Raw genomic sequence first — 14,046 nt, forward strand, 5'->3', positions numbered from 1 at the left:
TTTTCCTCTCCGGCCGGGAGGCGTCACCGCGGACCCGGCCGGACGTCGTCAAGGCCCCGTACGGGCGGCGCTTTCGGCAGCGGGGCCGCCGGCCGGGCCGGGTACCGAAGGCGCCGCGTCCGGCCGGCCCGCGCTCAGGCGCGGCACGACGACGCAGGCCAGCGCGGCCAGTTCCAGGCACACACCGCACCACGCCAGCGCGGCGGGCGAGAACCGGTCCAGCACCGCCCCGCCGACCGCCCCGCCCAGGGCCACGCCCACATAGGACGCGAAGCTGTTCACCGAGATGGCGACGCTCGGCGCGGTCGGTGCGAGGTCCAGCACCCGGTGGATGGCCGTGGGCGGTTCGGCCCAGTAGAACACCCCCCACAGGACGGTGACGGTGAGGAAGACCGCCACCACCCAGGCCGCCCCGGGGGTGACGAAGCTCGCGACGACGGCCAGCAGCGTCATCGTCACCACGACGCCCGACACCGAGGTGACGAAGGTCCGTTCGGCTCCGACGCGGTCGCTGAGCCGGCCGCCGATGGCGTTGCCCACCGCGCCCGCCAGGCCCCACACGAGCAGAACCAGGCTGACCCGGGCGTCGTCCAGCCGCGTGGCGGCCCGCGTGAACGCCGCCAGGTAGGTGAAGACGGTGAAGCAGCCCGCCACGGCGAACAGGTTGCCGAGGACCGCGAGCAGCACCGGCCGCTGCGATCCGATTCGCACCCGGTCCCGGATGCCGACGGCCGGCGGCTGCGGCACCGGCGGCAGGACCAGGCACAGGCCGATCAGCACCGGCAGTGCCAGGGCGGCGACGAGGACGAGGGTCCACCGCCAGCTGCCGAGCTGCCCGATCAGCGTGCCGCCCGGCACACCGAGCGCCGTGGCCACCGTGAGACCGCCGATGATCAGCGACACGGCACGGCCCCGGTGGGCCTCGCCCGCGAGCGCGGTGGCCGTCGCCGCGGCGGTGTTCATGTACAGCGCGGCGCCGACCCCCGCCAGGATCCGCGCGGCCATCAGCACCCCGTACGCGGGCGCGAGTGCCCCCAGCACGTTGGCGAGGACGAACACCAGCAGTGCGCCGCGCAGCATCACCCGGCGGGACAGCCCGGCGGTGAGGGTCATCAGGACCGGCGCACTGATCGCGTAACTGAGCGCGAACGCCGTGACGAGCTGTCCGGCGACGGGCTCGGACACGCCCGTGTCGCCCGCGATACGGGAGAGGATGCCGCTGATGACGAAACCGTCGGTGCCGACGGCGAAGGAACCGATCGACAGAAGCGCCAGGATCACCTTGTGCGGCACGGCACCCCCTGTGGATCCGGCCCCTGACCGCGTAGGGCGGGACAACCGCGTAAGACGGGACAACGGATGGTTCCCGCCCCCCTTTCCAGTCGTGCCGCAAGGGTGGAGCGGCTTCACGAGCGGGGTCGTGCCGTCAACGTATCAGCAGCCGGGGCGCCGTCACCCCGGTCCCGAAGTGATCACCGTCACCGTGACCCGACGGGAAAGCCCCGCCAATTCCTCCGGGTTGGCGAACATGAAGCTGAGATTCCGCCATTTTCCGCGCCCGGCCCGTGCATTCGGTGCCCTGCATGGGCCCCATCGGTTATGTTCGGGCCGTTTACCAGTCACTTCACTTCGACTTACCAGTGAATTCGAGGCGTAGTGCCGAGAAGGAAGCGGATCCCGTGCCTGCACCCGTGCCTCCCCTGAACCCCCAGCAACTGATCGCGCTCGACCGGGCCCATGTGTGGCACCCCTACGCACCCATGCCGGGACGGACCGACCCGGTCGTCGTCGAGTCGGCCGAGGGCGTGCGGCTGCGGCTCGGCCTGCCCGTGGAGGGGGTCGGTGAACTCGTCGACGGCATGTCCTCCTGGTGGGCGGCCATCCACGGCTACCGGCACCCGGTGCTGGACGCGGCCGTGCGCGACCAGCTGGACCGGATGAGTCATGTGATGTTCGGCGGCCTCACCCACGAGCCCGCCGTGCGGCTGGCCGCCACCCTCGTCGAGATCACCCCCGAGCCGCTGCGCCATGTCTTCCTCTCCGACTCCGGATCGGTGTCCGTCGAGGTCGCGGTCAAGATGTGCCTGCAGTACTGGCGTTCGCTCGGCCGCCCCGAAAAGCGCCGCCTGCTCACCTGGCGCGGCGGCTACCACGGCGACACCTTCCAGGCCATGGCCGTGTGCGACCCGGACGGCGGGATGCACAGCGCCTGGACCGGCCTGCTGCCCGCCCAGGTCTTCGCGGACCGGCCCCCGGCCGGCTTCGACGCCGGGGTCGACGAGGACTACGCCGGCCACCTCGCCGGACTCGTCGAACGGCACGCCCATGAGCTGGCCGCCGTCATCGTCGAGCCCGTCGTCCAGGGGACCGGCGGGATGCGCTTCCACGACCCGGGCTACCTCCGGGTGCTGCGCGAGGCCGCCGACGCCCATGACGTGCTGCTGATCTTCGACGAGGTGGCGACGGGTTTCGGACGGACCGGGCAGTTGTTCGCGGCCGGGCACGCCGGTGTCAGCCCGGACGTGATGTGCCTGGGCAAGTCCCTGACCGGCGGCTATCTGTCCCTGGCCGCGACGCTGTGCACCTCCCGGATCGCCGAGGGCATCTCCCGGGGTGACCTGCCGGTGCTGGCCCACGGCCCCACCTTCATGGGCAACCCGCTGGCCTGCGCGGTGGCCAACGCCTCGACGGGCCTGCTGCTGAGCGACGACTGGAGCTGCCGGGTCCGGCGGATCGAGGCGGCACTGCGCACCGGCCTCGCACCGGCCGCGGACCTCCCCGGCGTGGTCGACGTCCGGGTGCTCGGGGCGATCGGCGTGGTCCAGCTCGACCGGGACGTGGACGTGACCAGGGCCTCCCGCGCCGCGATGCGGCAGGGGGTGTGGCTGCGGCCGTACCGCGACATGATCTACACCATGCCGCCCTTCGTCGCGGACGACGCGGATGTGAAGACCATCGCGGACGGTGTCCTCGCCGCGGTGGAGGCGGCCTGACGGGCTGTCGGAGCCGTGCCCGGGCCGACGCCGACCACCGGTGCTGACAGGACGTCAAACGCCACCTGGGCAACAGGATTTCCGCAGGGTAGAGGAGTCGCCGGACAGGTGGCCGACTTCCAGTGTCCTGAGTCACACAAGCGTGCGTTTTCGTCCCCGGCTGACTAGCATCGGCGGCAACGGGGGGAAGAGTCCTGGGCCTGCGATCCATACCGAGACCAGTGGTATTCGCGGCAGCCGGGAAAATTCCAGCAGTAGCAGACTGCCGCGACAGGAACAGGTCGCTTCTCTCTCGTGCCCATCGGCCGGCGCATGTGCATCACGCTCCTCAACAGAGCGGTTCATCCGCGCATGTCTGCCGTCCGATGAGAAATTGTCGGTCAGCCGGACAGTCGCGCCACGAGGCCGGTTCCGGTTTTCGGGGAGCTGCACGACATGGTGAAAGATCTGCGCGTCCTTCTTGTCGACAACTACGACTCTTATACCTGGAATCTCTTCCAGTTGATCTGGAAGGTCGCCGGAGTGCCACCGGTCGTCGTCCGCAACGACGAGGCGATGGCGGACGACCTCCTGGCGCGGGACTTCACCCACGTGGTGATCTCCCCGGGCCCGGGAACACCGGCCCGGGAAGCCGACTTCGGCCTGTGCCGCGATCTGCTGCGCCGGGCCACCGTGCCCGTCCTCGGTGTCTGCCTCGGCCACCAGGGACTCGCCGTCGCCTTCGGCGGCGAGGTCCGGCACGCGCCCGAGGTCGTCCACGGCCGCGCCGACGCGATCACCCACACCGGCACCGGGCTCTTCACCGGCATACCGCAGGGCTTCAAGGCCGTGCGCTACCACTCCCTCGCCGTCACCGAGCCGCTGCCCGACACCCTCATGGTCACCGCGCGCTCCGCGGACGGTGTGGTGATGGGTCTGCAACACCGCGAACGGCCGCTGCACGGCGTGCAGTTCCACCCCGAGTCCGTGGAGAGCGAGTACGGCGAGGAGCTGATCGCCAACTTCCTCGGGGTCACCCCCAGCCTCCGCTGGAGCGACTTCGACACCGACCTCGACGCCGAAAGCCTCTTCCTGCGCGCCTTCGCCGGCGACCCCTACAGCTTCTGGCTCGACAGCTCCCGCTCCGCCTACGGCATGGGCCGCTACAGCTATCTCGGCTCCTGCTCCGGCCCCGACCTGGAGGTGATCCGCGCCTACGCGGCGGCCGGCGTCGTCGAGCGCGAGACCGGCGAGGCCGTGCACTCCGTCTCCGGCACCGTCTTCGACCAGCTGCGGACCGCTCTGGCGGCCACACCGGTGCCGCCCGGCGCCTCCCCCGTGCCGTTCGCCGGCGGATACATCGGCTACCTGGGCTACGGCATCAAGGGCAGCACCGGCATCGGCCGCCCCGGCAGCGGGGACCGGCCCGACGCCGAACTGCTCCGCGTCGACCGCTTCGTCGCCTACGACCACGAGACCGGCCGGCGCCTCCTGGTCACCGTGGGCCTCACCGCCGAGCAGCACTCCGCCTGGTGCGAAGAGGTCCGGGCCCGCGCCCGGCGCGCGCCCCTGCCGCGACCCCGCCGGGAGACCGCCCCGGCCGTGCTGGAACCCGGTGTCGACCACGCCACCTATCTGCGGCACTTCGAGACCGTGCAGAGCTGGCTGCGCGACGGCGACTCCTACGAGGCGTGCTACACGTACCAGATCAGCGGCACCAGCGAGGCCGACCCGCTGCAGACGTATCTGCGCCTGCGGGCCGCCAACCCGGCCCCGTACGCCGCGTACCTGCGCCTGGGGGAGCGGACGCTGCTCAGCTCCTCACCCGAACGGTTCGTCACCGTCGACGGCGACGGCGGGGTGGAGACCAAGCCGATCAAGGGCACCGCGCCCCGGTACGACGACCCCGCCGACGACGAGCGGGCCCGGCGGGCCCTGGAGCGGGACCCGAAGATCCGCAGCGAGAACCTGATGATCGCGGACCTGCTCCGCAACGACCTCGGGCAGGTCTGCGAGCCCGGCACCGTCCACGTGCCGAAGCTGATGGCCGTCGAGTCCTACGCCACCGTCCACCAGCTCGTCACGACCGTGCGCGGCCGGCTCCGCCCGGACCGGACGGCCGTCGACTGCGTGCAGGCGCTGTTCCCCGGCGGCTCCATGACCGGTGCCCCGAAGAAGCGCACCGTCGAACTCCTCGACGAGCTGGAGCCCGAGGAGCGCGGCGTGTACTCCGGCAGCCTGGGCTTCTTCGGCTTCGACGGCCGCGCCGACCAGAGCATCGTCATCCGCACCATCGTCTGGGAGGGCGACCGGGTGCGCATCGGCGTCGGAGGCGCGCTCATCGTGCTCTCGGACGCCGAGGAGGAGTTCCAGGAGACCCGGCTCAAGGCACGGGCGCTGCTGCGCTCCCTCGGCGTCGGCGAACTCGACGACGCCATGACCGAGATGGGTGCGAGGTGACAGGCATGAGCGCCGACGTCTTCGACGTGGGCCCCGCCGGACCGGACGACACGGACGCCGTGGCCGGGGCGGTCACCGCGCTCCTGCGCGAACTCCGCGGCGACCCCGCCCACATCGTGCCCGGGCTCCGGGCCGCCGTGACCGAAGCGATCGCCGGCCGCGACGGTGCGGGTGTCCTGGTGGCCCGCGACAGCGGCCGGCGGGTCGTCGGAGTCCTCGCCTACACGACCCAGACCCCGCTCCGCCTCGCCGCGCCCTACCGCCAGGTGCAGGAACTGTGGGTGACCCCCGAGCTGCGCTCGCGCGGCGTGGCCGCCCTCCTGCTGGACGCCCTCGACAAGGCGTGCACCGCAGACGGCGTCCGGCGCGTCGAAGTGTGCCTGCCCGCACCGCACTTCACGGGCTACGACCGCACCCTGGCCTTCTACGAACGGTCCGGCTTCCGGGCCATCGGCCCCCGTGTCATCAAGGACCTGTCATGACGCTGCACGTGGTGGTGCCCCAGGAATCCGAAGCGCTGCCGTTCACGGTCGAACCCTCCGGGGCGCGGGCCGCGAGCAAGGAGGTGCCCGAGCGCATCCACCGGATCCTGGAGGGACTGCGCGACGGCGGGGCGCGGCTCGCCGCCGCGGCCCCCGACACCCTCGCCCGGGCGGAGCGGCTCGTCGCCGCGACCCATGACCCCGCCCTGCTGGCGCATCTGCGCGACGCAGCCGCGGACGCCGAGGACTGCGTCCTCGACGACGCGTTCGCCGCGCCCGGACTGGAGCAGGAGACCCCGGTCACCCGCGCCGTGTGGCCCGCGGCCCTCGCCGCGGCAGGCGCGGCCGTCGCCGCCGCCGAGCTCACCGGCCGCCGGCAGCAGACCTCGTACGCCCTCGTACGGCCACCCGGCCACCACGCCGGGCCGGGCTGGTACGGCGGCTACTGCTTCCTCAACAACGCCGTGGTCGCCGCCCGCACCCTGCGGGAGGAGGGCGCGGCCCGGGTCGGCATCCTCGACATCGACTACCACCTGGGCAACGGCACACTCGCCTGCGTCCGCGACGACCCCGCGCTGCCCTTCGCATCCGTCCACTCCAGCGCGGCCCGGGACTTCCCCTACCGGTTCCCGGCCGGCCCCGGCCTGTTCGGCGCTCCGGCCGACCCGGGCCCCGAGGGGTTCCTCGCCCTGGTGAAGGACGCCCTGGAGGGGCTGCGCCGGCCGGACGTCGACGCCCTGGTGGTCTCCGTCGGCTACGACGTGCTCCGCGACGACCCGCACGGCTCCTGGAGCCTGCCGCCCGAGGTGTTCGGCCCCGTCGGCGCGCTCCTCGCGGCCCAGCAACTGCCCACCGTCCTCGTCCAGGAGGGCGGGTACGGACTCCCGAACCTGCGCGGCGCGGCCCGCGCCCTTGCCCAGGCCCTGGAGGCGGCATGACCGACCCGACCCACGACAGCGTGCTGCGGCCCTACCGCGAGCGGCTGGAGGAACTGGACGAGCGCATCGCGGAACTCGTCGCGGCGCGCCTGGCCGTCTGCTGCGAGGTGGCCGACGTCAAGCGCGCCCACGACATCCCGATGATGCAGCCCCGGCGGGTGCACACGGTACGCGAGGCATACGCGGCCCGTGGCGAACGCCTGGGACTCGCACCGGACTTCATGCGCTCCCTGGCCGGCCTGCTGATCGACGAGGCATGCCGCCTGGAGGACGAGATCATCGACGGCGCCGCCGCACCGGCGCCCATGGAGGCACGGCCATGAGCCTGACGTTCACCACCCTCGGCCCCGAGGGCAGCTGCCACGAGAACGCGGTGGCGCACTACCTCGCGTTCCAGGGGATCGAAAAGGACGCGAAGACCGACCTCACCCTGGACCTGCACGACGGTCTGGAGCGCGTCCGCCGCGGCGACTCCGACTACCTGGTCCAGTGCAGCGCGCACCCCGAGGTGCACCTCATCACCGAGCGGTACTTCGGGGAGGTCCACGTCGTGGACACCTTCGTCTACCCGACGAAGGAACTCGTGCTGCTCAGCCGCGCCGACGTGGCGCGCCCCCGCACCCTCGGCCTGGTGCCCGCGACCGCCGGATACGTGGACACGTCCCAGTGGGAGGAGGTCGTCCGCGAACCCTCGAAGCCCGTCGTCGGCCGGCACCTCCTCGAAGGCCGGTACGACTCCGGGCTCACCCACCTCGAATACCTGGAGCAGTCGGACGGCGCGCTCCGCCTCGACCGCTACATCGGAGCCGTCACCACGACCTGGGTCGTCTACGGCCGCCGCCCCCGGTTCACCGGGGACGTGATCGGCACCCGTTGCCGCGACTACCTGCTGGGAGAGGCCAAGTGACCGCGTCGGAGACCGTGACCATGACCGAACAGCAGCCCCGGAAGATCCTCGTCTGCGACACCACGCTCCGCGACGGCGAGCAGACCTGCGGCGTCGCCTTCAACGTCGAGGAGAAGGCGCGGATCGCCCAGCTCCTCGACGAGATGGGCGTCGACTGCATCGACGCCGGATTCCCCGCCTCCTCGCAGGCCGACCAGGACGCCGTGCGCGCCATCGCCGCGCTCGGCCTGCGCGCCCGCGTCGTGGCGTTCTGCCGCCCGAACCGCACCGAGATCGACCTCGCCAAGGCCTGCGGCGCGAACGCCATCTACACCTTCCTGCCGACCTCGGACGTGCACATGCGCGTCAAGTTCGGTGGCACCGACAGCTCCGTCCGCGACCGCCTCAAGCGCGAGATGGCCGACGGCATCGCCTACGCCAAGAGCCTCGGCATGTTCGTCGGCTGCGGCTCCGAGGACGCCACCCGCACCCCCTACGACTACCTCGAAGAGGTCCTCGTCCTCGCCCAGGACAGCGGCGCCGACCTGGTCGGAGTCGCCGACACCGTCGGCTCCACCACCCCGGACGCCTTCCGCACCCTCATCTCGCGCCTGCGTGAGCGGATCAGCGTGCTGCTGTCCCTGCACTGCCACAACGACTTCGGCCTGGCCACCGCCAACACCGTCGCCGGCATCCTCGGCGGCGCCGACGAGGTCCAGTGCACGATCAACGGCATCGGCGAACGGGCCGGCAACGCCTCCCTCGAGGAGGTCACCGTGGCCCTCACCCAGCTCTACGGCTTCCGCACCGGCGTCGACCTGTCCCGGCTCAAGCCGATGTCCGAGCTGATCGCCGGCCTGTCCGGCATCGAGGTCAGCCCCATGAAGCCGATCGTCGGCGGCAACGCCTTCTCCCACGAGTCCGGTCTGCACGTCTCCTCCGTGATGAAGGACTCCACCGCCTACGAGCCGCTGCGGCCCGAGCTCGTCGGGCACACCCGCCGCATCGTCATCGGCAAGCACTCCGGCAAGTCCATCGTCGCCCACGTCCTGGACGCCCATGGACTCGCCTACGACGACACCGTCCTCGGCGACGTCCTGCGCGACGTCAAGGAGGCCTCCGTGCGCACCAAGTCCAGCGTCACCGAGAAGCAGATGATCGAGATCTACCACGAGCGGACGGCACCGACGGCATGACGGCAGAGCACGACCACCTCTGGTTCGAGGACGAGGGGTTCTGGCACGACTTCTACCCGCACCTGTTCTCCGAGGCACGCGTCGCCGAGGCCGCCCGTATCGTGGCCGGGTCGCCGCTGCTCCGCTTCCCGCCCGGGGCCCGGGTCCTCGACCTGTGCTGCGGCCCCGGCCTGTTCACGGTGCCGCTGGCCCGGGCCGGGCACACCGTCACGGGAGTGGACCGCAGCGCGCCCCTGCTGAAGGCCGCCGACGCGGCCCTGCGCGACGCCGGTGCCGAGGCGCGGCTCGTCGAGGCCGACATGCTCGACTTCGCCGAGCCGGAGGCCTTCGACGCCGTGATCAACATGTACACGTCCTTCGGTTACTTCGACCGGCCCGAGGACAACCTCCAGGTGCTGCGCAACGCGCACACCAGCCTGGCGCCCGGCGGCACGCTCCTCGTCGACGTCGTCGGCAAGGAGATCCTGGCCCGGCTCGACGAGCGCGTCTCGCTCACCGAGGTCGACGACCGGATCCTGATCCAGCGCGACACCGTCCTGGACGACTGGTCGCGGCTGCGCAGCGACTGGTTCTCGCTCGTCGGCGACCGGGTCGCCCGCGCCTCCATGACCCTGTACGTCTACAGCGCCGCCGAACTCCGGCACCTGCTGGAGACGGCCGGCTTCGACCGCGTCGACGTCTTCGGCGGCTACGACGGCGAGCCCTACGACCACCGGGCGGACCGCCTGGTCGTGGTCGCCCGGAAGGGCGTGACCGCGCGTGCCGACTGAGGTCACCGTCGTCACGTCCGTGTCCGCCCTGGACCGGGCGGAGTGGGACGCGCTGGTCCCCGAGGGACAGGTCTACCTCACCCATGACTGGCTGCGCGCCGTCGAGGAGAGCTTCGGCTTCGAGCTGGTCCTCTTCCAGCTGCGGCAGGACGGCCGTACCGTCGCCGGGCTCCAGGGCCTGCTGCTGCGCGATCCCGACGCCTTCCCCTACCACGACCCGGTCGGCGCGCTCTTCGGCGACTACGAGCGGGACCACCTGCGCCAGGCCCTCGCCCGCGACCGGGCCCCGGCCGAGATGGCGCAGGCCGCCGCGCTGCTCGACGCCGTGGTGCACGCCGAAGCCGCCCACGCGCGCACCGCCGCCTACCCGGCACTGGTCATGACCAGCCCCTACGGCTACGCGTGCGAGGTTCTCACGCTGCCGGGCCGCGACCGCCCCGCGGCCGTCACCCGGCTGCTCGACGCGGTGGAGGAGTACTGCGCCGCCGAGGGGATCCCCGCGCGCTGCTTCCTGTGGCACGCGGGCCCCGGCGACGCCCTGCGCGATCCCCTCGCCGCCCACGGCTACCTGGAGTTCCTCTCCGATCTGGAGTACGGCCTCGACGTCGCCCCCCACACCTCCTTCGACGACTACGTCCTCGGCCTGGACCGCAAACGGCGTACCGTCGTCCGGGCCGAGATCCGCCGGTTCGCCGAGAGCGGGCTGTGCATCGAGCGGGTGAAGGACCCGGCGCCCGAGACCGTCGCCCGGTGCGCGGAACTGTCCGAGGGACAGCACGACAAGTACGGCCTGCCCGTCGAACGCGAGGCGATGGAGCGGCTCTTCACCATGCTCCTCGAGGCGGAGGCCCTCGGTACCACCCTGCACGTGGTGCGGCGCGACGGCGCCGAGGGACCCGGCGGCATCGTGGGCTTCCTGCTGTGCCTGGAGAGCGGCGGTGTCCTGCACCCCAAGTTCCTCGGGTTCGACGCCGAGGCCGTCGGTGCCGCCCGCGCCTACTTCAACCTCACCTTCTACCACCTGGTCGAGCACGCCCTGGCGGGCGGCGCCCGGCGCATCGCCTACGGCATGGGCTCGCCCGACGCCAAGCGGCTGCGGGGCTGCCGTCCCGGACCGGTCCGGGGCTGGATCCGGTTCTCGTCCCCCGCCGCGCACCGGCGGATCGAGCCGTACATCACCGTCTTCGACTGCCTGAAGAGGCAGCTCCTCGGATCCCCGGAGGGAAGCACCGCGTCATGACTCTCGTGCGACAGCTCTTCCAGCACGCGCTCGGCCGCCCCGTACGCACCGGCGAGGTCGTCGACCTCCCCTTCGACCTGTGCTGGGGCAGCGAGATGACCGTCAAATGGGCCCTCGACATCCTCCGCGACAGCGGGTTCGACGACACCTCGATCGCCGAGGGCATCGCCCGGCAGCGGGAGAAGACGGCGTTCGTCTTCGACCACGTCGTACCCACCCACACCGCGTCGATGGCGTCGATCCTGGTCGAGCTGAGGCGGTTCGCCAAGGAGCACGGCATCCGGGTCTTCGACGTCGGCTACGACGGCGGCATCCAGCACAAGATCCTCATCGAGCAGGGCCTGATCCGGCCCGGCGATGTCGCCGTGGGCGCCGACTCGCACAGCTGCACCGCCGGGGCCGTCGCCTCCCTCGCCACCGGCATCGGCTCCACCGACCTCGCCATGGCCCTGGTCCGCGGCACCTGCTGGATGCGGGTGCCCGAGGCCACCCTGGTCCGCTTCCGCGGCTCGCTGCGCCCGAACGTCCAGGGCAAGGACGTCGCCCTGCACCTGTGCGGGCTGCTCGGTGTGCACGGCGCCGTCTACCGCAGCCTGGAGTTCGGCGGCCCCGGGCTGGCCTCGCTGGCGGTCAACGACCGGCTGTCGCTCAGCAACATGGCCGTCGAGATGGGCGCCAAGTACGGCCTGTTCCCCACCGACGGGATCCTCGCCGCCTACCTGGCCGACACCCTGGGCGACACCGAGTACCCGGCCTTCACCGTGGACGACGACGACCCCGACTACGTGGAGGTCATCGACGTCGACCTGAGCCGGATCGAGCCGACCGTCGCCCTGCCCTTCTCGCCCGACAACGCCATCGGCACCCACCAGCTCCAGCACGTCCTGCGCCACTGGGGCGAGTACGCCGGCCGCGAGGACCTGATGACGGGTGTCGCCCCGCTCGCCGCGCGCGCCGACGACCAGGGCCGGATCCCCGTCGACCAGGTCTTCATCGGCTCCTGCACCAACGGCCACCTGGAGGACCTGCGCGTCGTCGCCGACACCCTGCGCGGCAAGCGGGTCCAGGACGGTGTGCGCACCATCGTCATCCCCGCCTCCCAGAAGGCCTACCGCGCCGCGATGAAGGAAGGCCTGATCGACGTCCTGCTGGAGGCCGGCTGCTACGTCGAGTCCTCCAGCTGCGGACCCTGCATCGGCATCAAGTCCGGTGTCCTCGGCACCGGTGAGGTCGCCGTGTTCACCTCCAACCGCAACTTCCGCGGCCGCTGCGGCGACGTGGACGCCGCCGTCGTCCTGGCCAGCCCCGCCGTCGCCGCCCAGGCCGCCCTCACCGGTTTCCTGGCACCCGTGGGCGACCGTGCCTCGTACTACGCGGACGAGGCGGGACTGCGCCAGAGCGTCGAGGAACTCTTCGCCGTGCACGCCGTCCGCGAAGGCCGCGCCCCGGGCGCCGACGCCCCGGAGGCCGACGCCCCGGAGGCGGCCGGCACCGCCGCCCGGGACGACGCCGGCGGCAGCCTGGCCTGGGTCTTCGGCGACCACGTCAACACCGACGTCATCCTGCCCAGCGTGTACTGCCAGATCCCCGACCCCGCCGAGTACCGCAAGCACATCATGGCCCACGCGGGCAACGAGGCCTTCCTCGACCACTACCGGGCCACCGGATACGACCTCGGCGGTTCGGCCATCGTCGGCGGCGTGAACTTCGGGTGCGGCTCCTCCCGGGAGAACGCCCCCATGGGTATCAAGGCGGCCGGCACCCCGTTCGTCGTCGCCCACAGCTTCGCCCGGATCTTCGCCCGCAACGCCCTCAACATCGGCCTGCGGCTGATCGAGGTCGGCGACTTCGCCCACAGCATCCGCGAGGGAGACCGGCTCGTCGTCGACGACGAGCGCGGCGAACTGCTCAACCTCACGCGGGGCACCTCCGCGCCCGTGCAGCCGCCCTCCGCGTTCGAGCGGCAACTGCTCACCGCGGGCGGCCTCGTCGCCTTCGCCCTCGCCCAGCGGGCCGCGGGAGCGTCCGTATGACCGCAACCCTCGCCGTCATACCCGGCGACGGCATCGGCCCCGAGGTCATGGCCGAGGTGCTGAAGGTGCACGCCGTCGTCGACGACGTCTTCGCCACCGGCCTCACCACCGAGATCCTGCCGTACGACGCCGACCACCATCTGGCCCACGGCGGCACCGACATCGACATCCCGGGCATCAGGGAGCGCTACCGGGCCGTCCTCCTCGGTGCCCTCGGCGATCCCCGCGTCCCGGACAACGCACACGCCCGGCAGATCATCGGCGGTCTGCGCCAGCAGCTCGAACTCGGTGTCAACCTCCGCCCCGTACGGCTGCGCTCGCTGGACCACTGCCCGCTGAAGCACGTGACGTCCACCGACTCCGTCGACCTCCTCATCGTCCGGGAGAACACGGAGGACACGTATGTCGGGGTCGGCGGCACCGTGCGCGGCGGCCGGCCCGGGCACGTCGCCATGGAGGTCGCCGTGCACACCCGCGGGGCCGTCGACCGGGCGGTGCGCGCGGCCTTCGACCTGGCCCGCGCCCGCCGCCGCAAGGTCACCCTCGTCGACAAGAGCAACGCGATGCCCAGCGCGGGCCCGCTCTGGCAGGAGCGGTTCCGGGCCGTCGCCGCCGCCTACCCCGACGTCGTACACGACCACCTCTACGTCGACGCCGCCGCCATGGAACTGATCCGGGACCCGTCCCGCTTCGACGTGATCGTCGCCGCCAACCTCTTCGGTGACATCCTCAGCGACGAGGCGGCCCAGCTCGCCGGCGGCCTCGGCATCGCCCCGTCGGCCAGCTACGACCCCGGGGACGACGCCTTCCTCGGCGTCTTCGAGTCGGTGCACGGCAGTGCCCCCGACATCGCCGGCACCGGGCGGGCCAACCCCGTGGCCTGCGTTCTCAGCTATTCCCTCCTGCTGGAGCGGATGGGGCTGCGCGAGGCCCACACCGCCGTGGAGCACGCCGTCGACCAGGTGCTGGCCTCCGGCACGGTCACCCCCGACCTGGGCGGCACCGCCCGCACCCACGAGGTCGGGGACGCCCTGTGCCGCATCCTCACCCGCCGCGACAAGGACTGACC

General features: G+C 72.0%; 12 protein-coding genes. 11 read left to right on the forward strand and 1 reads right to left on the reverse strand.

The genetic code is table 11. The annotated features are described in order from the left end of the window. Positions 1 to 48: 48 nt before the first annotated feature. Positions 49 to 1,293 (reverse strand): MFS transporter, encoded by a 1,245-nt coding sequence (locus tag ACZ7GZ_RS14120; protein WP_471024026.1) that lies wholly within the window; start codon positions 1,291 to 1,293, stop codon positions 49 to 51. Positions 1,294 to 1,679: 386 nt separating this feature from the next. Here ACZ7GZ_RS14120 and ACZ7GZ_RS14125 point away from each other — a divergent pair, with 386 nt between their 5' ends. From ACZ7GZ_RS14125 to ACZ7GZ_RS14175, 11 genes are all read left to right on the forward strand, one after another. Beyond that, entirely contained in the window at positions 1,680 to 2,993 is a 1,314-nt protein-coding gene (locus tag ACZ7GZ_RS14125; protein ID WP_471024028.1) for an adenosylmethionine--8-amino-7-oxononanoate transaminase, read from the forward strand. Positions 2,994 to 3,428: 435 nt separating this feature from the next. Next, positions 3,429 to 5,432 carry an aminodeoxychorismate synthase component I gene (pabB, locus tag ACZ7GZ_RS14130; protein WP_471024029.1) on the forward strand — a complete coding sequence of 668 codons (2,004 nt, stop codon included), beginning with the start codon at positions 3,429 to 3,431 and terminating at the stop codon, positions 5,430 to 5,432. 5 nt (positions 5,433 to 5,437) lie between these two features. After that, complete coding sequence (locus ACZ7GZ_RS14135) at positions 5,438 to 5,914, forward strand: GNAT family N-acetyltransferase (RefSeq protein ID WP_471024031.1); 477 nt, start codon at positions 5,438 to 5,440, stop codon at positions 5,912 to 5,914. Continuing rightward, a complete protein-coding gene (locus ACZ7GZ_RS14140; RefSeq protein ID WP_471024033.1) occupies positions 5,911 to 6,852 on the forward strand; it encodes an arginase family protein in 942 nt (313 codons plus the stop codon). Before ACZ7GZ_RS14135 ends, ACZ7GZ_RS14140 begins: the two co-directional genes overlap by 4 nt. Continuing rightward, complete coding sequence (locus ACZ7GZ_RS14145; protein WP_471024034.1) at positions 6,849 to 7,175, forward strand: chorismate mutase; 327 nt, start codon at positions 6,849 to 6,851, stop codon at positions 7,173 to 7,175. The genes ACZ7GZ_RS14140 and ACZ7GZ_RS14145 overlap by 4 nt, the downstream gene beginning before the upstream one ends. Then, complete coding sequence (locus ACZ7GZ_RS14150; RefSeq protein ID WP_471024036.1) at positions 7,172 to 7,759, forward strand: hypothetical protein; 588 nt, start codon at positions 7,172 to 7,174, stop codon at positions 7,757 to 7,759. The genes ACZ7GZ_RS14145 and ACZ7GZ_RS14150 overlap by 4 nt, the downstream gene beginning before the upstream one ends. Continuing rightward, complete coding sequence (locus ACZ7GZ_RS14155) at positions 7,756 to 8,934, forward strand: LeuA family protein (RefSeq protein WP_471024038.1); 1,179 nt, start codon at positions 7,756 to 7,758, stop codon at positions 8,932 to 8,934. The genes ACZ7GZ_RS14150 and ACZ7GZ_RS14155 overlap by 4 nt, the downstream gene beginning before the upstream one ends. Next, positions 8,931 to 9,704, forward strand: a complete 774-nt coding sequence (locus ACZ7GZ_RS14160) for a class I SAM-dependent methyltransferase (protein WP_471024040.1) — start codon at positions 8,931 to 8,933, stop codon at positions 9,702 to 9,704. Before ACZ7GZ_RS14155 ends, ACZ7GZ_RS14160 begins: the two co-directional genes overlap by 4 nt. After that, on the forward strand, positions 9,694 to 10,944 hold the full coding sequence (locus ACZ7GZ_RS14165; protein ID WP_471024041.1) for a GNAT family N-acetyltransferase: 1,251 nt from the start codon (positions 9,694 to 9,696) through the stop codon (positions 10,942 to 10,944). The genes ACZ7GZ_RS14160 and ACZ7GZ_RS14165 overlap by 11 nt, the downstream gene beginning before the upstream one ends. Beyond that, complete coding sequence (locus tag ACZ7GZ_RS14170; protein ID WP_471024042.1) at positions 10,941 to 12,977, forward strand: LeuD/DmdB family oxidoreductase small subunit; 2,037 nt, start codon at positions 10,941 to 10,943, stop codon at positions 12,975 to 12,977. Before ACZ7GZ_RS14165 ends, ACZ7GZ_RS14170 begins: the two co-directional genes overlap by 4 nt. Further along, on the forward strand, positions 12,974 to 14,044 hold the full coding sequence (locus ACZ7GZ_RS14175) for an isocitrate/isopropylmalate dehydrogenase family protein (RefSeq protein ID WP_471024044.1): 1,071 nt from the start codon (positions 12,974 to 12,976) through the stop codon (positions 14,042 to 14,044). The genes ACZ7GZ_RS14170 and ACZ7GZ_RS14175 overlap by 4 nt, the downstream gene beginning before the upstream one ends. Positions 14,045 to 14,046 lie beyond the last annotated feature (2 nt).

The organism is Streptomyces sp. NPDC037288 (assembly GCF_055603265.1).